This window comes from Serratia surfactantfaciens (assembly GCF_001642805.2).
In the GTDB taxonomy this organism is placed as follows: Bacteria; Pseudomonadota; Gammaproteobacteria; order Enterobacterales; family Enterobacteriaceae; genus Serratia; species Serratia surfactantfaciens.
Window position 1 is genome coordinate 616,774 of the sequence record NZ_CP016948.1, and the last position, 21,202, is coordinate 637,975.

Sequence of the window (21,202 nt, forward strand, 5' to 3'; positions counted from 1 at the left end):
GCCGTCATGGCCGCAAGTACGTCGAGTGAACCGTTTTACGGCAAACCGTATTCATCACGGTAATTATGTTAACCACGGCGAAAACTAAAGCTTCAAAGCTTAAGGGATCATGATGCAGAACGGCGCAATGAAGGCCTGGCTGGATTCCTCCTATCTGGCGGGCGCGAACCAGTCTTACATAGAGCAGCTCTATGAAGACTTCTTAACCGATCCGGGTTCCGTTGAAGATAGCTGGCGTTCCATTTTTCAACAGCTACCAACCGCGGGTGTCAAACCCGATCAGCTTCACTCTCAAACGCGCGATTACTTCCGCCGCCTGGCGAAAGACTCCGCGCGCTACAACACCACCATCACCGATCCGGAAACCGACGCCAAACAGGTCAAGGTACTGCAGCTGATCAACGCCTTCCGCTTCCGCGGGCATCAGCATGCCAACCTCGATCCGCTTGGCCTGTGGCAGCGCGAGCAAGTTCCTGACCTTGATCCCGCTTACCACAACCTGACCGAAGCCGATTTCCAGGAAACCTTCAACGTGGGCTCTTTCGCCATCGGCAAAGAAACCATGAAGCTGGGCGATCTGTACGCTGCGCTGAAGCAGACCTACTGCGGTTCGATCGGTGCGGAATACATGCACATCACCAACACCGAAGAGAAACGCTGGATCCAGCAGCGCATCGAGTCGGTGGTGGGGCGCGCCAGCTTTACCGCCGACGAAAAACGCCGTTTCCTGAACGAGCTGACCGCGGCGGAAGGCCTGGAACGTTACCTGGGCGCCAAATTCCCGGGTGCCAAACGCTTCTCGCTGGAAGGCGGCGACGCGTTGGTGCCGATGCTCAAAGAGATGGTGCGCCACGCCGGTAAGAACGGCACGCGCGAAGTGGTGTTGGGCATGGCCCACCGCGGCCGTCTGAACGTGCTGATCAACGTGCTGGGCAAAAAGCCGGCCGATCTGTTCGACGAATTCGCCGGCAAGCATAAAGAACACCTCGGCACCGGTGACGTGAAATATCACCAGGGCTTCTCCTCCGACGTGGAAACCGAAGGCGGCATGGTTCACCTGGCGCTGGCGTTCAACCCGTCGCACCTGGAGATCGTCAGCCCGGTGGTCATGGGCTCGGTACGCGCCCGTCGCGATCGTCTGGACGAAGCGCGCAGCAACATGGTGTTGCCGATCACCATCCACGGCGACGCCGCCATCACCGGCCAGGGCGTGGTTCAGGAAACCCTGAACATGTCTCAGGCTCGCGGTTACGAAGTGGGCGGCACCGTGCGTATCGTCATCAACAACCAGGTTGGTTTCACCACCTCCAACCCGCTGGATGCGCGCTCTACCGAATACTGCACCGACATCGCCAAAATGGTTCAGTCGCCGATCTTCCACGTTAACGCGGACGATCCGGAAGCCGTGGCCTTCGTCACCCGTCTGGCGTTGGATTTCCGTAACACCTTTAAGCGTGACGTGATGATCGATCTGGTCTGCTACCGTCGCCATGGGCACAACGAGGCCGACGAGCCGAGCGCCACCCAGCCGGTGATGTATCAGAAGATCAAGAAACACCCTACGCCGCGCAAAATCTACGCTGACGTTCTGACCGAGCAGAAAGTGGCCAGCCTGGAAGATGCCACGGAAATGGTCAACCTGTACCGCGACGCGCTCGACCGCGGCGATTGCGTGGTTGAAGAGTGGCGTCCGATGAACCTGCACTCCTTCACCTGGTCACCGTACCTGAACCATGAGTGGGACGAAGAGTACCCGAGCAAGGTTGAGATGAAGCGTCTGCAGGAACTGGGCCGCCGCATCAGCACCGTGCCGGAAGCGATCGAAATGCAGTCGCGCGTGGCGAAAATCTACGCTGACCGCGCCGAGATGGCCGCAGGCAACAAGCCGTTCGACTGGGGCGCCGCCGAAACGCTGGCCTACGCCACCATGGCGGATGAAGGCATTCCAATCCGCATCTCCGGCGAAGACGCCGGCCGCGGCACCTTCTTCCACCGTCACGCGGTGGTGCACAACCAGAAAAACGGTTCGGTCTACGTTCCGCTGGCGAACATCCACAGCGGCCAGGGCGAATTCAAAGTCTGGGACTCCGTGCTGTCTGAAGAAGCGGTGCTGGCGTTCGAATACGGCTACGCGACGGCGGAACCACGCACGCTGACCATTTGGGAAGCGCAGTTCGGCGACTTCGCCAACGGCGCACAGGTCGTTATCGACCAGTTCATCAGCTCCGGCGAGCAAAAATGGGGCCGTATGTGCGGCCTGGTGATGCTGCTGCCGCACGGCTATGAAGGCCAGGGCCCTGAGCACTCTTCCGCGCGTCTGGAACGCTATCTGCAGCTGTGCGCAGAGCAGAACATGCAGGTGTGCGTCCCGTCCACGCCGGCGCAGGTTTACCATATGCTGCGTCGTCAGGCGCTGCGCGGTATGCGCCGTCCGTTGGTGGTGATGTCGCCGAAGTCGCTGCTGCGTCACCCGCTGGCGATTTCTTCGCTGGACGAGCTGGCCAACGGCACCTTCCTGCCGGCGATCGGCGAGATCGACGACTTGGATCCGAAAGCGGTCAAGCGCGTCGTGCTGTGCTCCGGCAAGGTCTACTACGACCTGCTGGAACAGCGTCGCAAGAACGAGCAGAAAGACGTGGCCATCGTGCGTATCGAGCAGCTGTATCCGTTCCCGCATCAGGCCGTTCAGGCCGTGCTGGAGCAATACTCGCACGTGCATGATTTCGTCTGGTGTCAGGAAGAGCCGCTGAACCAGGGCGCCTGGTACTGCAGCCAACACAACTTCCGTGAAGTGGTGCCGTTCGGGGCTTCTTTACGTTACGCAGGACGTCCGGCCTCCGCTTCTCCGGCGGTGGGCTATATGTCCGTACACCAGAAGCAGCAGCAGGCTCTGGTGAACGACGCGCTGAATATTGACTAATGTTCGCTCGCTTGCCGGCCGAGGGGCCGGCAAGCAGATGATAAAAAACTTAAGGGAAAGCTAAATGAGTAGCGTAGATATTCTGGTTCCTGACCTTCCTGAATCGGTTGCCGATGCGACCGTAGCCACCTGGCACAAAAAACCGGGCGACAGCGTGCAGCGTGATGAAGTCCTGGTTGAAATCGAAACCGACAAAGTGGTGTTGGAAGTGCCGGCCAGTGAAGCGGGTATTCTCGATGCTATCGTGGAAGAAGAGGGCGCGACCGTACTGTCTCGCCAGCTGCTCGGCCGCATCCGCCCAGGCGACAGCTCCGGCAAACCGACCGCCGAGAAGAGCCAGGAGAAAGAATCCACTCCTGCACAGCGCGCTACCGCGAGCCTGGAAGAAGAAAGCAATGACGCGCTCAGCCCGGCGATTCGCCGCCTGATCGCCGAACACGACCTCGATGCCGGCGCCATCAAAGGCACCGGCGTGGGTGGCCGCATCACCCGTGAAGACGTGGAAGCGCACCTGGCCAAAGGCGGCGCCGCTGCCAAACCGGCCGCCGCCGCTGAAGCCGCACCGCAGCCTGCTCTGGCCGGCCGCAGCGAAAAACGCGTGCCGATGACCCGCCTGCGCAAACGCGTCGCCGAGCGTCTGCTGGAAGCGAAGAACAGCACCGCGATGCTGACCACCTTCAACGAAATCAACATGCAGCCGATCATGGACCTGCGCAAGCAGTACGGCGAAGCCTTCGAGAAACGCCACGGCGTGCGTCTGGGCTTCATGTCCTTCTACATCAAGGCGGTGGTTGAAGCGCTGAAGCGCTTCCCGGAAGTGAACGCGTCGATCGACGGTTCCGACGTGGTTTACCACAACTACTTCGACATCAGCATCGCGGTTTCTACCCCGCGCGGCCTGGTGACGCCGGTACTGCGTGATGTGGACGCCATGAGCATGGCTGACATCGAGAAGAAAATCAAAGAGCTGGCCGTTAAGGGCCGCGACGGCAAACTGACCGTGGAAGAGCTGACCGGCGGTAACTTCACCATTACCAACGGCGGCGTATTCGGCTCGCTGATGTCCACCCCGATCATCAACCCGCCGCAGAGCGCCATCCTGGGCATGCACGCCATCAAAGATCGCCCAATGGCGGTCAATGGTCAGGTGGTGATCCAGCCGATGATGTATCTGGCGCTGTCTTATGACCACCGCCTGATCGACGGTAAAGAATCCGTCGGTTATCTGGTGACGGTCAAAGAGATGCTGGAAGATCCGGCTCGTCTGCTGCTGGACGTCTAGTAACCCTTGCCGGGCGCGGCGTGCCGCGCCCGCACTCTGTGCTATGTGGCCGGAAAACCATGCGGTTTGCCGCGGAATAATGGTCCGGCTAAAAACCTTCAGAACTGAATGGATAGAACATCATGAATTTACACGAATATCAGGCAAAACAGCTGTTTGCTCGGTATGGCATGCCGGCACCAACCGGTTACGCCTGTACCACTCCGCGTGAAGCAGAAGAAGCCGCATCCAAAATCGGCTCCGGCCCGTGGGTGGTGAAATGTCAGGTTCATGCTGGCGGCCGCGGTAAAGCGGGCGGCGTTAAAGTCGTCAACAACAAAGAAGATATCCGTGCTTTCGCGGAAGCCTGGTTGGGCAAGCGTCTGGTGACTTACCAGACTGACGCGCTGGGCCAGCCGGTTAACCAGATCCTGGTTGAAGCGGCGACCGACATCGATAAAGAACTGTACCTGGGCGCCGTCGTAGACCGCGCGACCCGTCGCATCGTATTCATGGCGTCTACCGAAGGCGGCGTGGAAATCGAGAAAGTGGCGGAAGAAACCCCTGAACTGATCCACAAAATGACCATCGATCCGCTGGCGGGTCCACAGCCTTATCAGGGTCGTGAGCTGGCCTTCAAACTGGGCCTGACCGGTAAGCAAGTCAGCCAGTTCGCCAAGATCTTCATGGGCCTGGCGACGCTGTTCCTGGAGCGTGACCTGGCGATGGTTGAGATCAACCCGCTGGTGATCACCAAGCAGGGCGATCTGGTGTGCCTGGACGGCAAACTGGGCGCCGACGGCAACGCCCTGTTCCGTCAGCCGGAACTGCGTGAAATGCGTGACCCTTCTCAGGAAGACGAGCGTGAATCCCGTGCGGCTCAGTGGGAGCTGAACTACGTTGCCCTCGACGGCAACATCGGCTGCATGGTTAACGGCGCCGGTCTGGCGATGGGCACCATGGACATCGTTAAACTGCACGGCGGCGAACCGGCCAACTTCCTGGACGTGGGCGGCGGCGCGACCAAAGAGCGCGTGACCGAAGCGTTCAAAATCATCCTGTCCGACGACAAGGTGAAAGCGGTTCTGGTTAACATCTTCGGTGGTATCGTACGTTGCGATCTGATCGCCGACGGCATCATCGGCGCAGTGGCTGAAGTGGGCGTTAACGTCCCGGTCGTGGTGCGCCTGGAAGGGAACAATGCCGAACTGGGCGCCAAGAAACTGGCGGACAGCGGCCTGAATATCATTGCTGCGACCAGCCTGACTGATGCGGCTCAGCAAGTTGTTGCAGCAGTGGAGGGTAAATAATGTCCATTTTAATCGATAAGAACACCAAAGTAATTTGCCAGGGCTTCACCGGTAGCCAGGGGACTTTCCACTCCGAACAAGCTATCGCTTACGGCACCAAAATGGTTGGCGGCGTAACTCCGGGCAAAGGCGGCACTCAGCACCTGGGCCTGCCGGTGTTCAACACCGTGCGCGAAGCGGTTGAAGCGACCGGCGCGACCGCCTCGGTCATCTACGTTCCAGCACCGTTCTGCAAAGACTCCATCCTGGAAGCGATCGATGCCGGCATCAAACTGATCATCACCATCACCGAAGGCATCCCGACGCTGGACATGCTGACCGTGAAAGTGAAGCTGGACGAAGCCGGCGTGCGCATGATCGGGCCGAACTGCCCAGGCGTTATCACTCCGGGCGAGTGCAAAATCGGCATCATGCCTGGCCATATCCACCTGCCAGGCAAAGTGGGCATCGTTTCCCGCTCCGGCACCCTGACCTATGAAGCGGTGAAACAAACCACCGATGCCGGTCTGGGCCAGTCCACCTGCGTGGGCATCGGCGGCGACCCGATCCCGGGTTCCAACTTCATCGATATCCTGAAGATGTTCCAACAGGATCCGCAGACCGAAGCGATCGTGATGATCGGTGAGATCGGCGGCAGCGCTGAAGAAGAAGCGGCGGCTTACATCAAAGAACACGTCACCAAACCGGTTGTCGGCTACATTGCCGGCGTCACCGCGCCGAAAGGCAAGCGTATGGGCCACGCGGGCGCCATCATCGCCGGCGGCAAAGGCACGGCGGACGAGAAGTTTGCTGCGCTGGAAGCGGCGGGCGTGAAAACCGTTCGCAGCCTGGCGGACATCGGCGACGCGGTAAAAGCGGTGCTGAAGCGCTAAGAGTTTAGTACGAAATAACAATATCTCGACATGTTTGGCCACCCATTGGGTGGCCTTTTTTATGGGCGAAGATCAGAACTCGTTGAGCGCCTTGATCAGCGCGATCCGATCCTGCAGGCGGCGCTGTTGCACCGGATCCGCCGCGGTCTGCCGCTGCTGATCCAGCGAGGTGAGGGCGGCGCGGCAATCGTCGGCGTTGCTGAACAGCGCATCTTTGACGTTGATCGACGCAACGTTGGTGTAGCGGCCGTCGTCGGTGGTCGGCACCTGGATAACGCCCTCATTGAGCAGCCGTTTGACGATCGCCCGCTGCGGTTCGTATCCCTCCATGCCGATCAGTTTCCAGCGCTGCGGCACCACGCCCTGATAGTGGCCGTGTTTCACCTCCGTCAGGTAGCGCAGTGTCAGGTGGCGAATGGTGCCTTCTTCTTCACCGTAATGCGCTTTGCTGTCGAACAGCACCGGGAAGGATTGCCCCTCCAGCGCGCCGCCCTTTTGCGTCAGATGACCCATGCGGTAACTGTTCATGCCCAGGCGGATCGGCATGTCGTCGGTGACCGGCGTGCCGTCCGCCAGGCGCAGATCGACGATGCGCGAACCGGCGGGTTGGCGCAGATCGATGGTGTAGGTGACGCCGTCGAAGAAATCGTTGGTGGAATATTTGGACGAACGTCGCGCTGGGTTAAAGCTGTAGGTGACGTCGCCCGGCTGCAGCTGATTGAAGTAGCCGGCGGACCATTCCATGTAGCGTTTAAGCGCTTTGCCGTTGAGCTGATAAACGGTGATCTCGCCGCCGGCGTATTGGTAGTTAAAGGCGATATCTTTGGCCTTGATATCGCCGACGTCCAGCTTGGCGCGATCGTTGTCGATCTGCAGGGCGATCACCTGCGCCAGCGGCGCATAGTGCCGGGCGGCCTGCTGGAATAACTCACTGATGCCGGTATCCTGCACGTGCACCTGAGGAATGCCGCGGAACTCGTCGGCAGGTACCAGATCGCTGCCGCTCAGCTTCGCCACCACCCGATTGGCGTTGGCGCGCAAAATGTCGTGATACGGCTGGTAGAGCGCCTGCATGGCGCTGTCCGGCGTCAGCCCTTTGATGGGGTAGGTGTAGCTGTTTTTGTCGATCAGCGTGAATTTGCCGTCACGGCGTTCAAATTGCAGATCGATGCGCGACAGCGCGCGGCCGTATTTATCCGGTTCGGTGATGATGACGCCGTTGACCACCGCTTTGTCGATCTTCACATGCATGTGGCCGGCGACGATCGCCGCCAGCTCCGGGTTGGCGTTAGCGATGTCGGCCACGCCGGTGCCCGGGCGCTGGTTCTCGTTGTCGATGCCCATGTGCGCCACCAGCACGATGGCGTCGACCTGGCCATCAATTTGCCTGATGACCTGTTTCACCGCCTGCACCGGATCGGTGAAGTTCAGCCCTTTGATGCGGTCGGTGCCTTTGGCGAATTCGGCGGTCATCGGCGTGTCCATGCCGATAATGCCGATCTTCACGCCCTGGCGTTCAACGATGGTGTAAGCGGGCAGGTAGGGTTTGCCGCTGTCCCAGACGATATTGCCTGCCAGCGCCGCCCCCTTGAACTGTTTGAGCGGCGTAGCCAGCACCGGCAGACCGAAGTCGAATTCGTGGTTGCCCATCACCCAGACATCGTAATTGAGCGCGTTGAGGCCCAGCATCATCGGGCTGACGGCTTCATGCTTGAAGGTTTCGACGAAGTTGCCCTGGATAGTGTCGCCGGCGTCCACCAGAATCAGATTGGGCTGTTCGGCGCGCACCTTTTTGACCTGGGTGGCTATCTGGCTCAGGCTGCCCGCCAGGTTTTCCGTATCGCTGGCGTAGTCCCAGGGCACGAAGGTGCCGTGCAGATCGGAGGTGCCCAATAGGGTGATGTTTACCGTGTCGGCGGCCATGACGTTTCCCGAGAGTCCCAAGACAGAGGCAAAGATGATTTTTTTCATAACTTATTGTCGCTCAATGCAATTTTAACATAAGTGGTCATTTTGCTACAAAATCGCAACCTTTACGATCCAATAGCGAGAAATAGACTAATATAGGAGGGAGATTTGTTGTTTTGTGACTGCAATCACTGTCATGGCTTAATGGAAATAAAAGGTTAATTATGTCGCAGAATAAGCGCGTAATAATACAATGGCGGCTCTTTTAAATTACATTTATTTAACACAAAAATATCATTAAAAAACAATTAAACCATTGCGCAACATGACCCTAAGAAAATTATGCGAAATGTGCTGATGAATATGGAAATAATATGCGGATAGGCTTAAATTGTCTCAGATCAAATTAGGCCGAAGTACCTCTTTCGGCTAAGATTTGACCTGTAACCAAAAGTCCAACCCACGTCACGTAAAAACCTATTTATTGTGTGGGATTGGGCGAGTATCATCCATGTTGTGATTATGGATGGTTGATCTTGTTGCATTTGTTACCCGTTGTCGGTTTTCAGTGGCGCGCTTGTCGACGGCCCAAGAGGCTATTGGCCGAGTGTGCGGTTGAAAGCGGAGAAGCTGGATCAAATTTGTTGTGTTTAAGGGCATTCACTGCGGGGCGTTACTGGCGGCTTTGAAAGAAGCGTGCCGATAACCGCGTGTCGGAGTCTTCCTGCGAGGAGCAAGGAGTCAAGATGTTTGATATTGTCGAACTGTCGCGCTTACAGTTTGCTTTAACGGCGATGTACCATTTCTTATTTGTCCCATTAACGCTCGGTATGGCGTTCTTGCTGGCAATTATGGAAACGGTATATGTCCTGTCTGGCAAACAAATCTATAAAGACATGACCAAATTCTGGGGCAAGTTATTTGCGATTAACTTTGCTCTGGGTGTGGCCACCGGTTTGACCATGGAGTTCCAGTTCGGGACTAACTGGTCGTATTTCTCTCACTACGTCGGCGATATCTTCGGGGCCCCATTGGCTATCGAAGGTCTGATGGCGTTCTTCCTTGAATCGACGCTGGTCGGCCTGTTCTTCTTCGGCTGGGATCGTCTGAGCAAGGTGCAGCACATGGCGGTAACCTGGTTCGTGGCCCTCGGCTCCAACCTGTCCGCGCTGTGGATCCTGGTCGCCAACGGCTGGATGCAGAACCCGATCGCGTCGGATTTCAACTTCGAAACCATGCGCATGGAGATGGTCAGCTTCTCCGAGCTGGTGCTTAACCCGGTTGCGCAGGTGAAATTCGTTCACACCGTGGCTTCCGGCTACACCTGTGGCGCGATGTTCGTTCTGGGCATCAGCTCCTACTATCTGCTGAAAGGCCGCGACATCGCCTTCGCCAAGCGCTCCTTCGCCATCGCCGCCAGCTTCGGTATGGCTGCCATTCTGTCCGTTATCGTTCTGGGTGATGAATCCGGTTACGAAATGGGCGACGTGCAGAAAACCAAACTGGCCGCCATCGAAGCGGAGTGGGACACTCAGCCGGCGCCGGCGTCCTTCACCCTGTTCGGCATTCCCGATCAGGACAAGATGGAAAACTCCTTCTCTATTCAGATCCCGTATGCGCTTGGCCTGATCGCCACCCGCTCCACGGACACTCAGGTCACCGGCCTGAAAGATCTGATGGCGCAGCATGAAGTGCGTATCCGCAACGGCATGAAAGCCTACCAGCTGCTGGAAGAGCTGCGTGGCGGCAACACCGATCCTGCAGTGCGCGCCGAATTCAACAAAACCAAGCAAGACCTGGGCTACGGCATGCTGCTGAAGCGCTATACCCCGAACGTCACCGACGCGACGGAAGCGCAGATCCAGCTGGCGACCAAGGACTCCATTCCGCGCGTGGCGCCGCTGTACTTCGCCTTCCGCATCATGGTGGCCTGTGGCGTAATCATGCTGTTGATCATCGGCCTGTCGTTCTGGAACGTGATCCGCGGCCGCATCGGCCAGAAAAAATGGCTGCACCGCGCGGCGCTGTACGGTTTGCCGCTGCCTTGGATCGCGATCGAGTCCGGTTGGTTCGTGGCGGAATACGGCCGTCAACCGTGGGCGATTGGTGAGGTGCTGCCGACGGCGGTCGCCAACTCTTCGCTGACCGCGGGCGACATTCTGTTCTCGATGGGGCTGATCTGCGGCTTGTACACCCTGTTCCTGGTGGCTGAATTGTACCTGATGTTCAAGTTTGCACGTCTGGGTCCAAGCAGCCTGAAAACCGGCCGCTATCACTTTGAACAACCGACTGCCGCCGTGCAGGAAGCGCGCTAAACAGGAGTCCACGTATGTTTGACTATGAAGTACTGCGATTTATTTGGTGGGTCCTGGTTGGCGTACTGCTGATCGGCTTCGCCGTCACCGACGGTTTCGACATGGGCGTCGGCATTCTGGTGCGCATCATCGGGAAAACCGATACCGAGCGCCGGGTGATGATCAACTCCATCGCCCCGCACTGGGACGGTAACCAGGTATGGCTGATCACCGCCGGCGGCGCGCTGTTCGCCGCCTGGCCGATGGTGTACGCAGCGGCCTTCTCCGGCTTCTACGTCGCGATGATCCTGGTGCTGGCCGCCTTGTTCTTCCGCCCGGTCGGTTTCGACTACCGTTCCAAGCTGGAGAGCAGCCGTTGGCGCAACATGTGGGACTGGGGCATTTTCATCGGCTCCTTCGTGCCGGCAGTGGTGTTCGGCGTGGCGTTCGGCAACCTGCTGCAGGGCGTGCCGTTCCACATGGACGAGTACATGCGTCTGTTCTACACCGGCAACTTCTTCCAACTGCTGAATCCGTTCGGTCTGTTGGCGGGCGTGGTCAGCCTGACCATGCTGGTCACTCAGGGCGCGACCTATCTGCAAATGCGCACCACCGGCGAGATCCACCTGCGTTCACGCGCCGCGGCACAAATCGCGACGCTGATCATGGCAGTGTGCTTCCTGCTGGCGGGCGTATGGCTGGTGAAGGGCATTGACGGCTTCGTCGTGACGTCGGCTCTGGACACCCTGGCGGAATCCAACCCGATGCGTAAAGAAGTGGCGCATCAGGCCGGCGCATGGTTGATCAACTTCAACAAGTATCCGCTGCTGTGGGCGTTGCCTGCACTGGGCGTGGTGCTGCCGTTGTTCACCATCCTGTTCTCGCGTCTGGAGAAAGGCGCGCTGGCGTTCGTCACCTCGTCGCTGACCATCGCCTGCGTCATCCTCACCGCCGGGGTCACCATGTTCCCGTTCGTGATGCCTTCCAGCACCGTGCCGAACGTCAGCCTGACCATGTGGGACGCGACCTCGAGCCTGTTGACGCTGAAAGTGATGACCGTTGTGGCGGCGATCTTCGTGCCTATCGTTTTGGCGTACACCAGCTGGTCGTACTACAAAATGTTCGGTCGCCTCGACAAGAACTACATCGAAAACAACAAGCATTCGCTGTACTAAGGATAAGGAGCTAAACCATGTGGTATTTTGCCTGGATTCTCGGAACGCTTCTTGCCTGCGCCTTCGGCATCATCACGGCGCTGGCGCTTGAGCAGAGCGAAGCGACCAAAGCTCAGCAAGACGGTAAGTGATGAGCTCGTCCGTGATTGACAAGCTGTACGCTGTCACCGACAAGGGCCCGATCCGGGCCCTTTCCCTGGTGCTGGCGTTGATTTTGGCGGGGTGCGTGTTCTGGGATCCGACTCGTTTCGCCGCCAAAACCAGCTCGCTGGAGATTTGGGAAGGGTTGCTGCTGATTTGGGCAGTGTGCGCCGGGGTGATCCACGGTTTCGGATTCCGCCCGCAGCGCAGCGTCTGGCGCGCCTTTTTTGCGCCGCTTCCCGCAATTGTGATCTTGTGCGCAGGATTACTTTACGTTTCTTTATAATCTCCCTGATGTCCCCACGTTATGGGCCCTCACGGCCCATAATTATTTTCATTCCCATCTTGTAACCCATTCCCAACCCGATCCGTCTTGCGTATAGTAGCAGCGTTAAATTGCATTGCTGGGAAGTAGAGTGAGTAATACGTTGTTTCGATGGCCGGTTCGCGTTTACTACGAGGATACCGATGCCAGTGGTGTGGTCTATCACGCCCGCTACGTCGCCTTTTTTGAAAGAGCGCGCACAGAGATGCTGCGTCAGCACAACTTTCATCAACAGCAGCTGCTCAGTGAACAAGTCGCTTTTGTCGTCCGGCGCATGACGGTGGATTATCTGGCTCCGGCTCGTCTCGACGAGCAACTGGAGGTCCAGAGCGAAATCACCTGTCTGCGCGGGGCTTCTCTCACGTTTGCTCAACGCATTGTCAATTCTGACGGGGCCCTACTGAGCCAGGCAGATGTCCTGATTGCCTGTATTGATCCACACCAAATGAAGCCAAGAGCGCTTCCTAAGTCTATTGTCGCGGAGTTTAAGCAGTGACTGACATGAACATCCTAGATTTATTCTTGAAGGCGAGCCTGCTGGTTAAGCTTATCATGTTGATTTTGATATGCTTCTCGGTGGCCTCTTGGGCGATCATCATTCAGCGTACCCGCATCCTCAATGCGGCGACGCGCGACGCCGAAGCCTTTGAAGACAAATTCTGGTCCGGTATCGAGCTTTCCCGTCTGTACCAGGAAAGTCAGGCGCGTCGCGATAGCCTGACCGGTTCCGAGCAGATCTTCCATTCCGGGTTCAAAGAGTTCGCCCGCCTGCACCGCGCCAACAACCATGCGCCGGAGTCGGTGATCGAAGGGGCGTCGCGCGCGATGCGCATCTCGATGAACCGCGAGCTGGAAACGCTGGAAACCCATATTCCGTTCCTCGGCACCGTCGGTTCGATCAGCCCGTATATCGGTCTGTTCGGCACCGTGTGGGGGATCATGCACGCCTTTATCGCGCTGGGCGCGGTGAAGCAAGCCACGCTGCAGATGGTGGCGCCGGGTATCGCCGAAGCGCTGATCGCCACCGCGATCGGTCTGTTCGCCGCAATCCCGGCGGTTATGGCCTATAACCGTCTCAACCAGCGCGTCAACAAGCTTGAGCAGAATTACGACAACTTTATGGAAGAGTTCATCGCTATTCTGCATCGTCAGGCCTTCTCCAGCGACAGCAAATAAGTAGGAGGTAGCATGGCGAGAGTACGTGGACGTAGTCGGCGCGAGCTGAAGTCCGAAATTAACATCGTTCCGCTGCTCGACGTGTTGCTGGTGCTGCTGCTGATCTTTATGGCAACCGCGCCAATCATCACGCAGAGCGTGGAGGTTGACCTGCCGGACGCCACCGATTCCAAAACGGTGTCCAGCGATGACAATCCGCCGGTGATCCTCGAAGTTTCCGGCGTAGGTCAATACACCCTGGTGGTGGATCACAACCGTATGGAGCTGCTGCCGCCTGAGCAAGTCGCGGCCGAGGCCAAGTCGCGTTTGGCGGCTAACCCGAAAACGGTCTTTTTGATCGGCGGTGCGAAGGAAGTCCCTTACGATGAGATTATCAAGGCATTGAATATTCTCCATCAGGCGGGCGTGGCTTCCGTGGGGCTGATGACCCAGCCGATCTGACCGTAAGGCGAACGGCAACCCGGTTCCTGCGCTGCGGCCCAGGAACCCCGTATAAGCAACACCAGTTTTTGGGAATCTATTTTGGTAAAGGCAACTGAGCAAAACGATAAGCTGAACCGCGCCGTTATTGTTTCGGTCGTTCTGCACTTCATATTGATTGCCCTGCTGATTTGGGGATCGCTGCAGGAAAAGGTCGACATGGGCGCCGGCGGCGGTGGCGATGGCACCGTGGTGGGTGCGGTGATGGTCGATCCCGGCGCGGTGGTGGAGCAGTACAACCGCCAGCAGCAGCAGAGCAACGATGCGCAGCGTGCCGAAAAGCAGCGCCAGAAAAAAGCGGAGCAACAGGCCGAAGAGCTTCAGCAGAAGCAGGCGGAGCAACAGCAGCGCCTGAAAGAGCTGGAGAAAGAGCGTTTGGCGGCGCAGGAGAAAGCCGCGCAGGACGCCAAGGCGCAGGCTGAACAACAGCAGAAGGCGGCGGAGCAGCAGAAACAGGCTGCCGAGCAGCAAAAAGCGGCGGAAGCCGCCGCAGCCAAGGCCAAAGAGCAACAGAAGGTTGCCGAAGCCGCCGCCGCCAAGGCGAAAGCCGAAGCGGAAAAGATAGCGAAGGCGCAGGCGGACGCGCAGAAGAAAGCTGAAGCGGAAGCCAAGAAAGAAGCGGCCGCCGCTGCCGCCGCCAAGAAACAGGCGGAAGAGGCGAAGAAAGCCGCGGCCGCCGCCGCAGAGCAAAAAGCCGCAGAGGCCGCAGAGAAGAAAGCGGCCGCTGAAGCCGAGAAAAAAGCCGCAGCGGAAGCCGAGAAGAAGGCCGCCGCCGAGGCAGAGAAGAAAGCTGCGGCCGAGAAAGCGGCAGCCGCCAAAAAAGCCGCTGCGGACGCCAAGAAGAAGGCTGCCGCTGAGGCTGCGAAACAATCGGAGGAAGTTAGCGATCTGTTTGGCGGCCTGGCGGACGGCAAGAACGCGCCGAAGGGCGGCGGTGCCAAATCGAAAGGTGATGGTAAACCGGCCGGGCAGGGCAATGCCAAGGCGGCAGGCGCCAACGGGGCGGATATCAACGGTTATATTGGGCAGGTTAAAAGCGCGATTGAAAGCAAGTTCTATGACGCCAGTTCATTCGCCGGCAAAACCTGTGACCTGCGTATCAAGCTGGCGCCGGACGGCCTGCTGATAAGCGTACAAGCGGCAGGGGGCGATCCGGCATTGTGTCAGGCCGCGGTATCTGCCGCCAAGTTGGCGCATATACCGAAGCCGCCGAGCGATGCCGTTTATCAGCATGTTAAGAATGCTACCCTTGAATTCAAACCTTAATAATGGTTGTTTGAGCTGAGTGATATCACAGGGATGTACTAAGGTAACCAACAGGGATTATGTAGTTTTACGTGAGTTGGTTTGTTAAAATTCTGCTAATTTATCGCAGGCATCCCGCCTGGATAAGGGAGATGAGATGAAGCAGGCATTTCGAGTAGCGCTAGGTTTTTTAATTCTGTGGGCGTCCGTGCTGCACGCGGAAGTTCGCATTGAAATCACCCAAGGGGTCGACTCCGCTCGCCCGATTGGCGTGGTGCCGTTTAAATGGGCGGGCCCAGGCACGCCGCCGGAAGATATCGGCAAGATTGTCGGTGCGGATCTGCGCAACAGCGGCAAATTCAACCCGATCGACGTGGCGCGTATGCCGCAGCAACCGACCTCCGCGTCTGAAGTGACGCCGGCGGCCTGGACTGCATTAGGCATCGACGCCGTGGTTGTCGGCCAGGTTCAACCTGGTGCCGACGGCAGCTACCTGATCTCCTACCAGCTGGTGGACACCTCGGGTTCGCCGGGCACCGTATTGGCGCAGAATCAGTATAAAGTGACCAAACAGTGGTTGCGTTATTCTGCTCATACCGCCAGCGATGAAGTGTTCGAGAAGCTGACCGGCATCAAGGGCGCATTCCGTACCCGTATCGCCTATGTCGTACAGACCAACGGCGGGAAATTCCCGTACGAGCTGCGCGTAGCGGATTACGACGGTTACAACCAGTTCACGGTGCACCGTTCGCCTGAGCCGCTGATGTCACCGGCCTGGTCGCCGGACGGCAGCAAACTGGCTTACGTGACCTTCGAGAGCGGCCGTTCCGCGCTGGTGGTGCAGACCTTGGCTAACGGCGCTATCCGCCAGATCGCTTCGTTCCCGCGCCACAACGGTGCGCCGGCGTTCTCGCCGGACGGCAGCAAGCTGGCTTTCGCGTTGTCCAAGAGCGGCAGCCTGAATCTGTATGTGATGAACCTCGGCTCCGGCCAGATCACGCAGCTGACCGATGGCCGCAACAACAACACCGAACCGACCTGGTTCCCGGATGGCCAGTCTCTGGCGTTTACCTCCGACCAGGGCGGGCGTCCGCAGATTTATAAAATCAGCGCCAGCGGCGGTGCCGCACAGCGTCTGACGTGGGAAGGCTCTCAGAACCAGGATTCTGAAGTCAGCTCCGATGGTAAATTCCTGGTGATGGTGAGCACCAACAGTGGTGCACAACACATCGCCAAACAAGATCTTGGATCGGGCGCCGTTCAGGTTTTGACCGGCACCTTCCTGGATGAAACGCCTAGTATTGCGCCAAACGGCACCATGGTGATCTATAGCTCCACGCAAGGTATGGGCTCCGTGTTGCAGTTGGTGTCAACTGATGGGCGTTTCAAAGCGCGTCTTCCGGCAACTGATGGACAGGTCAAATTCCCTGCCTGGTCGCCGTATCTGTGATGCATGTGTAAATATGTATGGCAAACTATAAAAGGATCAAAGAAATGCAACTGAACAAAGTGCTGAAAGGGCTTCTGCTGGCACTGCCAGTTCTGGCTGTAGCAGCTTGTAGTTCTAACAAAAGCGCAAACAACGACCAATCTGGTATGGGCGCTGGCACTGGTATGGAAAACGGCAGCAGCAACCTGTCTTCCGAAGAACAAGCTCGTCTGCAGATGCAAGAACTGCAGAAGAACAACATCGTTTACTTCGGTCTGGACAAGTATGACGTAAGCTCCGAATTCGCTCAGATGCTGGACGCGCACGCTGCATTCCTGCGTAACAACCCGTCTTACAAAGTGACCGTTGAAGGCCACGCTGACGAACGCGGCACGCCGGAATACAACATCGCTCTGGGTGAGCGCCGTGCTAACGCCGTTAAAATGTACCTGCAAGGTAAAGGCGTTTCCGCTGACCAGATCTCTATCGTTTCTTACGGTAAAGAAAAACCAGCAGTACTGGGCCACGACGAAGCGGCTTATGCTAAAAACCGTCGTGCCGTTCTGGTTTACTAAGAGAATCGCATGAACAGTAACTTCAGACGTCACCTGTTGAGTCTGTCGTTACTGGTTGGCGTAGCGGCCCCCTGGGCCGCTACTGCCCAAGCGCCAATCAGTAATGTCGGCTCCGGCTCGGTCGAAGACCGCGTCACTTCACTTGAGCGTATCAGCAATGCTCAAGGCCAGCTTTTAAACCAACTCCAGCAACAACTCTCTGATAACCAACGCGACATTGATTCTCTCCGTGGGCAAATCCAGGAAAGCCAGTATCAGTTGAATCAGGTCGTTGAACGCCAGAAGCAAATCTATCAACAGATGGATAGCCTCGGCCAGAGCGGCGCTCAGAGCGCCTCTGCGGCGGCGGGCGCTGCCAGTGGGGCAGCCGCAGGCGCATCTTCCGATGCGGGCGGCAGCACGCCTGCGGCCGCTTCTGCGACGCCGAGCGGTGGTGATGAGAACAGCGACTACAACGCCGCTGTTTCTCTGGCGCTGGAAAAAAAACAGTATGACCAGGCGATTTCCGCCTTTCAGTCCTTCGTAAAACAGTACCCGAAGTCTACCTATCAGCCCAACGCCAACTATTGGCTGGGTCAGTTGTTCTACAACAAGGGTAAAAAAGACGACGCGGCCTACTATTTTGCGGTGGTGGTGAAGAATTACGCTAAATCACCGAAGGCGCCGGACGCCATGTACAAGGTGGGTATCATCATGCAGGAGAAAGGGCAGGCCGATAAAGCCAAAGCCGTGTTCCAGCAGGTGATTAAACAATACCCAACCAGTGCGGCGGCCAAACAGGCGAAAAGTCGCGTAGGCGGTTAATAGTCAGAAAAATGAGCCCAGAAGTTAGTCGATTTGACCGATTTCTGGGCTCATTCGCGTGAAGAACAAGCAGTTGAACGCATCAGTAAAAAATTTAGGTTGCGCTGCCAAGATAAATTAGTAATATATGCCGCCGTTGCCAAGACATCTTGCAAGATGTTAAAGCGGCAGGGAAATTGGGTCGTTAGCTCAGTTGGTAGAGCAGTTGACTTTTAATCAATTGGTCGCAGGTTCGAATCCTGCACGACCCACCAATTTCTGAAGTAGCAGTAACCACAACAGTGGGTGATTAGCTCAGTTGGTAGAGCATCTCCTTTACACGGAGGGGGTCGGCGGTTCGAGCCCGTCATCACCCACCACTGTTATGGGTCGTTAGCTCAGTTGGTAGAGCAGTTGACTTTTAATCAATTGGTCGCAGGTTCGAATCCTGCACGACCCACCATTCTTCGAGAATGGCTGCGATAGAGAATCGTAAAGGATGAGAACCGTAAAGGTTCGAGTCTCGCGAAGCGAGACAACATCACTCCGGTGATGGCCCGCAAGGGCGAGGCCAAAGGCCGAGTTATCCTGCACGACCCACCATTCTTCGAGAATGGCAGCTTCAGAATCGGTTTGATGTGGCAAAGTAAAGGTCCGAGTCGAGTACCCGTCGAGTTGTCCTGAACCTCCCCATCCTTGTTTTCCGCGAGTCGGTTTTTTGTAACCTATTCGCCATCAGCAGTAAACCACATCAGTGGGTCGTTAGCTCAGTTGGTAGAGCAGTTGACTTTTAATCAATTGGTCGCAGGTTCGAATCCTGCACGACCCACCACTCTTTAATAGAGTAAGGTGTTAAATCGTCAGGATGAGAACCTTAGAGGTTCGAGCCTCGCAAAGCGAGACAACATCACTCCGGTGATGGCCCGAAGGGCGAGGCCAAAGGCCGAGTTATCCTGCACGACCCACCACTCTTTAATAGAGTAAGATGTGAAAAATAGCAGTACTACAGCAGTGGGTGATTAGCTCAGTTGGTAGAGCATCTCCTTTACACGGAGGGGGTCGGCGGTTCGAGCCCGTCATCACCCACCACACTGCGGGTCGTTAGCTCAGTTGGTAGAGCAGTTGACTTTTAATCAATTGGTCGCAGGTTCGAATCCTGCACGACCCACCAATTCAGGAAAAAGCGCCTTTTGGCGCTTTTTTCGCATCTGTAATCCCGCACCCGAATCTTCTGCTTTCTCGTTTCAACACCGCAACGTTCTGCATCTCGTCCTTCTCTGAACGCTATACGTTCTCACCGGGGCATTATCTGCAGCGATTTGCGTGGTCAACGTCTATGTTTTTTAATCCATTAAACACTGAGTGCGCAAATATGAAAATATCAGCGGACTTTTCGCGCGACTTTAGGTATTTTGTTTAGTATATAAAACTAAGGGCGTTGCGGCAGGGAGATATTCACGCGGCAGGCGCCTAGCCTAGCATGAGATTGCAGCGATGAGTGAAATGTTTGATGTCAACGCGGCGGTGTATCCCTTCCCGCCGAAACCGGTACCGCTGGACGTAGCGGAAAAAGCCTTTTATCGCGAGAAGATCAAAACCCTGCTCAAGCAGCGCAACGCGGTAATGGTCGCCCATTATTATACCGACCCGGAAATTCAGGCGCTGGCGGAAGAAACCGGCGGCTGCGTGGCGGACTCTCTGGAAATGGCGCGCTTCGGCAGCGCCCATCCGGCTTCCACGCTGTTGGTGGCCGGCGTGCGTTTCATGGGGGAAACCGCCAAGATCCTCAGCCCGGAAAAGCAGGTGCTGATGCCGACCCTGTTTGCCGAATGCTCGCTGGACTTGGGCTGCCCAGAAGAAGAGTTCCATGCGTTTTGCGACAGTCATCCCGATCGCACCGTGGTGGTCTATGCGAACACCTCGGCGGCGGTCAAAGCGCGCGCCGACTGGGTGGTGACCTCCAGTATCGCCGTCGAACTGATCGAGCATCTGGATAGCCTGGGCGAGAAGATCATCTGGGCGCCGGATCGCCATCTCGGCAGCTATGTGCAAAAGCAGACCGGCGCCGACGTGTTGTGCTGGCAAGGCGCTTGCATTGTCCATGACGAGTTTAAGACCCAGGCGCTGCGGCGCATGAAGGCGCTCTATCCGCAGGCGGCCATCCTGGTGCATCCCGAATCGCCTCAGGCGGTGGTCGAGCTGGCGGATGCGGTGGGATCGACCAGCCAGTTGATTCAGGCGGCGAAAACATTGCCGCATCAACAGCTGATCGTCGCCACCGATCGCGGTATCTTCTATAAGATGCAGCAGGCCTGTCCGGATAAGGAGCTATTCGAGGCACCGACCGCCGGAGAAGGCGCGACCTGCCGCAGCTGCGCACATTGCCCGTGGATGGCGATGAATGGCCTGAAGGCGATTGCCGAAGGGTTGGAGCAGGGGGGCGCACAGCATGAGATCCACGTGGCCGCCGCGCTGCGTGAAAAGGCGCTGGTGCCGCTGAACCGCATGCTGGATTTCGCCGCTCAGCTTAAGATGCAGGTTAAAGGCAACGCTTAACCGTTTAAAAGGATGACCTCATGAGCTTCTTCAGTACCAGCAATATTCTGGTGCATATTCCGCTTGGCGCAGGCGGTTACGATCTGTCGTGGATCGAAGCCATCGGCACGCTGTTCGGATTGCTGTGCATCTGGTACGCCAGCAAGGAAAAGATCATCAACTACCTGTTCGGTCTGATCAACGTCACGCTGTTCGCGGTGATTTTCTTCCAGATCCAGCTGTACGCCAGCCTGCTGCTGCAGCTGTTTTTCTTCGGCGCCAATATTTACGGTTGGTATGCCTGGAGCCGCCAAACCCAGGATAACCAGGCCGAGCTGCAGATCCGTTGGTTGCCGCTGCCGAAAGCGTTGGCCTGGGCGGCGATTTGCGTCATCGGCATCGGCCTGATGACCTTCAACATTGACCGCGTGTTCGCCTGGCTGACGCAGATTGCGGTGGCGGTGATGCAAGGGCTGGGGCTGAACGTACAGATGCCTGAGCTGCAACCGGATGCGTTCCCGTTCTGGGATTCGGCAATGATGGTGCTGTCCATCGTGGCGATGATCCTGATGACGCGCAAGTATGTAGAAAACTGGCTGCTGTGGGTGGTTATCGATGTCATCAGCGTGGCGATTTTCGCCTACCAGGGCGTGTACGCGATGGCGCTCGAGTATGTCATTCTGACGCTGATCGCCCTGAACGGCTCCTGGCTGTGGATCAAGAGTGCCGGGCGCAACCATTCCAATCCGTTGTCTTCCGCTCCCTGACAACGC

General features: G+C 57.3%; 18 protein-coding genes, 6 tRNA genes and 2 other RNA genes. 25 read left to right on the forward strand and 1 reads right to left on the reverse strand.

All coding sequences use genetic code 11. The features are described from left to right. Window positions 1-112: 112 nt before the first annotated feature. From sucA to sucD, 4 genes are all read left to right on the forward strand, one after another. Entirely contained in the window at window positions 113-2,920 is a 2,808-nt protein-coding gene (gene sucA, locus ATE40_RS02900) for a 2-oxoglutarate dehydrogenase E1 component (RefSeq protein WP_004939884.1), read from the forward strand. A 64-nt stretch (window positions 2,921-2,984) separates the two neighbouring features. Further along, a complete protein-coding gene (odhB, locus tag ATE40_RS02905) occupies window positions 2,985-4,202 on the forward strand; it encodes a 2-oxoglutarate dehydrogenase complex dihydrolipoyllysine-residue succinyltransferase (protein ID WP_015376977.1) in 1,218 nt (405 codons plus the stop codon). A 122-nt stretch (window positions 4,203-4,324) separates the two neighbouring features. Further along, window positions 4,325-5,491: an ADP-forming succinate--CoA ligase subunit beta gene (gene sucC / locus ATE40_RS02910; protein WP_063918909.1), complete on the forward strand. Its 1,167-nt coding sequence runs from the start codon at window positions 4,325-4,327 to the stop codon at window positions 5,489-5,491. Then, window positions 5,491-6,363, forward strand: coding sequence for a succinate--CoA ligase subunit alpha (gene sucD, locus ATE40_RS02915; protein WP_004939878.1), 873 nt, complete (start codon window positions 5,491-5,493; stop codon window positions 6,361-6,363). The genes sucC and sucD overlap by 1 nt, the downstream gene beginning before the upstream one ends. 72 nt (window positions 6,364-6,435) lie before the next feature. On the opposite strand, the gene ATE40_RS02920 is transcribed toward sucD, so the two are convergent. After that, window positions 6,436-8,334 (reverse strand): bifunctional metallophosphatase/5'-nucleotidase, encoded by a 1,899-nt coding sequence (locus tag ATE40_RS02920; protein WP_063918910.1) that lies wholly within the window; start codon window positions 8,332-8,334, stop codon window positions 6,436-6,438. Window positions 8,335-9,017: 683 nt separating this feature from the next. Here ATE40_RS02920 and cydA point away from each other — a divergent pair. From cydA to pnuC, 21 genes are all read left to right on the forward strand, one after another. After that, the gene (gene cydA, locus ATE40_RS02925; protein ID WP_019454034.1) at window positions 9,018-10,586 is read left to right on the forward strand and encodes a cytochrome ubiquinol oxidase subunit I; all 1,569 of its coding nucleotides are present in this window, start codon (window positions 9,018-9,020) and stop codon (window positions 10,584-10,586) included. Window positions 10,587-10,600: 14 nt separating this feature from the next. After that, window positions 10,601-11,740 (forward strand): cytochrome d ubiquinol oxidase subunit II, encoded by a 1,140-nt coding sequence (gene cydB, locus ATE40_RS02930; RefSeq protein ID WP_019454033.1) that lies wholly within the window; start codon window positions 10,601-10,603, stop codon window positions 11,738-11,740. A 17-nt stretch (window positions 11,741-11,757) separates the two neighbouring features. Next, entirely contained in the window at window positions 11,758-11,871 is a 114-nt protein-coding gene (gene cydX / locus ATE40_RS02935) for a cytochrome bd-I oxidase subunit CydX (RefSeq protein ID WP_004939868.1), read from the forward strand. Beyond that, the gene (ybgE, locus tag ATE40_RS02940) at window positions 11,871-12,167 is read left to right on the forward strand and encodes a cyd operon protein YbgE (protein WP_019454032.1); all 297 of its coding nucleotides are present in this window, start codon (window positions 11,871-11,873) and stop codon (window positions 12,165-12,167) included. Before cydX ends, ybgE begins: the two co-directional genes overlap by 1 nt. A gap of 130 nt (window positions 12,168-12,297) precedes the next feature. Then, window positions 12,298-12,702, forward strand: coding sequence for a tol-pal system-associated acyl-CoA thioesterase (gene ybgC / locus ATE40_RS02945; RefSeq protein WP_025160034.1), 405 nt, complete (start codon window positions 12,298-12,300; stop codon window positions 12,700-12,702). After that, window positions 12,699-13,382, forward strand: a complete 684-nt coding sequence (gene tolQ, locus ATE40_RS02950) for a Tol-Pal system protein TolQ (protein ID WP_063918911.1) — start codon at window positions 12,699-12,701, stop codon at window positions 13,380-13,382. Before ybgC ends, tolQ begins: the two co-directional genes overlap by 4 nt. A 12-nt stretch (window positions 13,383-13,394) precedes the next feature. After that, window positions 13,395-13,823 (forward strand): colicin uptake protein TolR, encoded by a 429-nt coding sequence (gene tolR, locus ATE40_RS02955; RefSeq protein WP_004939859.1) that lies wholly within the window; start codon window positions 13,395-13,397, stop codon window positions 13,821-13,823. Window positions 13,824-13,904: 81 nt separating this feature from the next. Beyond that, the gene (tolA, locus tag ATE40_RS02960) at window positions 13,905-15,128 is read left to right on the forward strand and encodes a cell envelope integrity protein TolA (RefSeq protein ID WP_063918912.1); all 1,224 of its coding nucleotides are present in this window, start codon (window positions 13,905-13,907) and stop codon (window positions 15,126-15,128) included. Window positions 15,129-15,264: 136 nt separating this feature from the next. After that, window positions 15,265-16,557: a Tol-Pal system beta propeller repeat protein TolB gene (tolB, locus tag ATE40_RS02965; RefSeq protein ID WP_004939856.1), complete on the forward strand. Its 1,293-nt coding sequence runs from the start codon at window positions 15,265-15,267 to the stop codon at window positions 16,555-16,557. Between the two features lie 44 nt (window positions 16,558-16,601). Then, window positions 16,602-17,111 (forward strand): peptidoglycan-associated lipoprotein Pal, encoded by a 510-nt coding sequence (gene pal, locus ATE40_RS02970; protein ID WP_025160033.1) that lies wholly within the window; start codon window positions 16,602-16,604, stop codon window positions 17,109-17,111. A gap of 9 nt (window positions 17,112-17,120) precedes the next feature. Then, window positions 17,121-17,915: a cell division protein CpoB gene (gene cpoB / locus ATE40_RS02975; protein ID WP_063918913.1), complete on the forward strand. Its 795-nt coding sequence runs from the start codon at window positions 17,121-17,123 to the stop codon at window positions 17,913-17,915. Between the two features lie 178 nt (window positions 17,916-18,093). Then, window positions 18,094-18,169 (forward strand) — tRNA-Lys (locus ATE40_RS02980). 29 nt (window positions 18,170-18,198) lie between these two features. Further along, window positions 18,199-18,274, forward strand: a tRNA-Val gene (locus ATE40_RS02985). Window positions 18,275-18,281: 7 nt separating this feature from the next. After that, window positions 18,282-18,357 (forward strand) — tRNA-Lys (locus tag ATE40_RS02990). 15 nt (window positions 18,358-18,372) lie between these two features. Further along, window positions 18,373-18,497, forward strand: a non-coding RNA gene (locus ATE40_RS02995) — RtT sRNA. 153 nt (window positions 18,498-18,650) lie between these two features. Next, a tRNA-Lys gene (locus tag ATE40_RS03000) sits at window positions 18,651-18,726 on the forward strand. Window positions 18,727-18,739: 13 nt separating this feature from the next. Next, window positions 18,740-18,862, forward strand: a non-coding RNA gene (locus ATE40_RS03005) — RtT sRNA. A gap of 45 nt (window positions 18,863-18,907) precedes the next feature. Continuing rightward, window positions 18,908-18,983: transfer RNA gene (locus ATE40_RS03010), tRNA-Val, on the forward strand. A gap of 6 nt (window positions 18,984-18,989) precedes the next feature. Continuing rightward, a tRNA-Lys gene (locus tag ATE40_RS03015) sits at window positions 18,990-19,065 on the forward strand. Between the two features lie 323 nt (window positions 19,066-19,388). Further along, the gene (gene nadA / locus ATE40_RS03020; RefSeq protein WP_019454028.1) at window positions 19,389-20,450 is read left to right on the forward strand and encodes a quinolinate synthase NadA; all 1,062 of its coding nucleotides are present in this window, start codon (window positions 19,389-19,391) and stop codon (window positions 20,448-20,450) included. A gap of 20 nt (window positions 20,451-20,470) precedes the next feature. Further along, on the forward strand, window positions 20,471-21,196 hold the full coding sequence (gene pnuC / locus ATE40_RS03025; RefSeq protein ID WP_063918914.1) for a nicotinamide riboside transporter PnuC: 726 nt from the start codon (window positions 20,471-20,473) through the stop codon (window positions 21,194-21,196). Window positions 21,197-21,202: the final 6 nt, after the last annotated feature.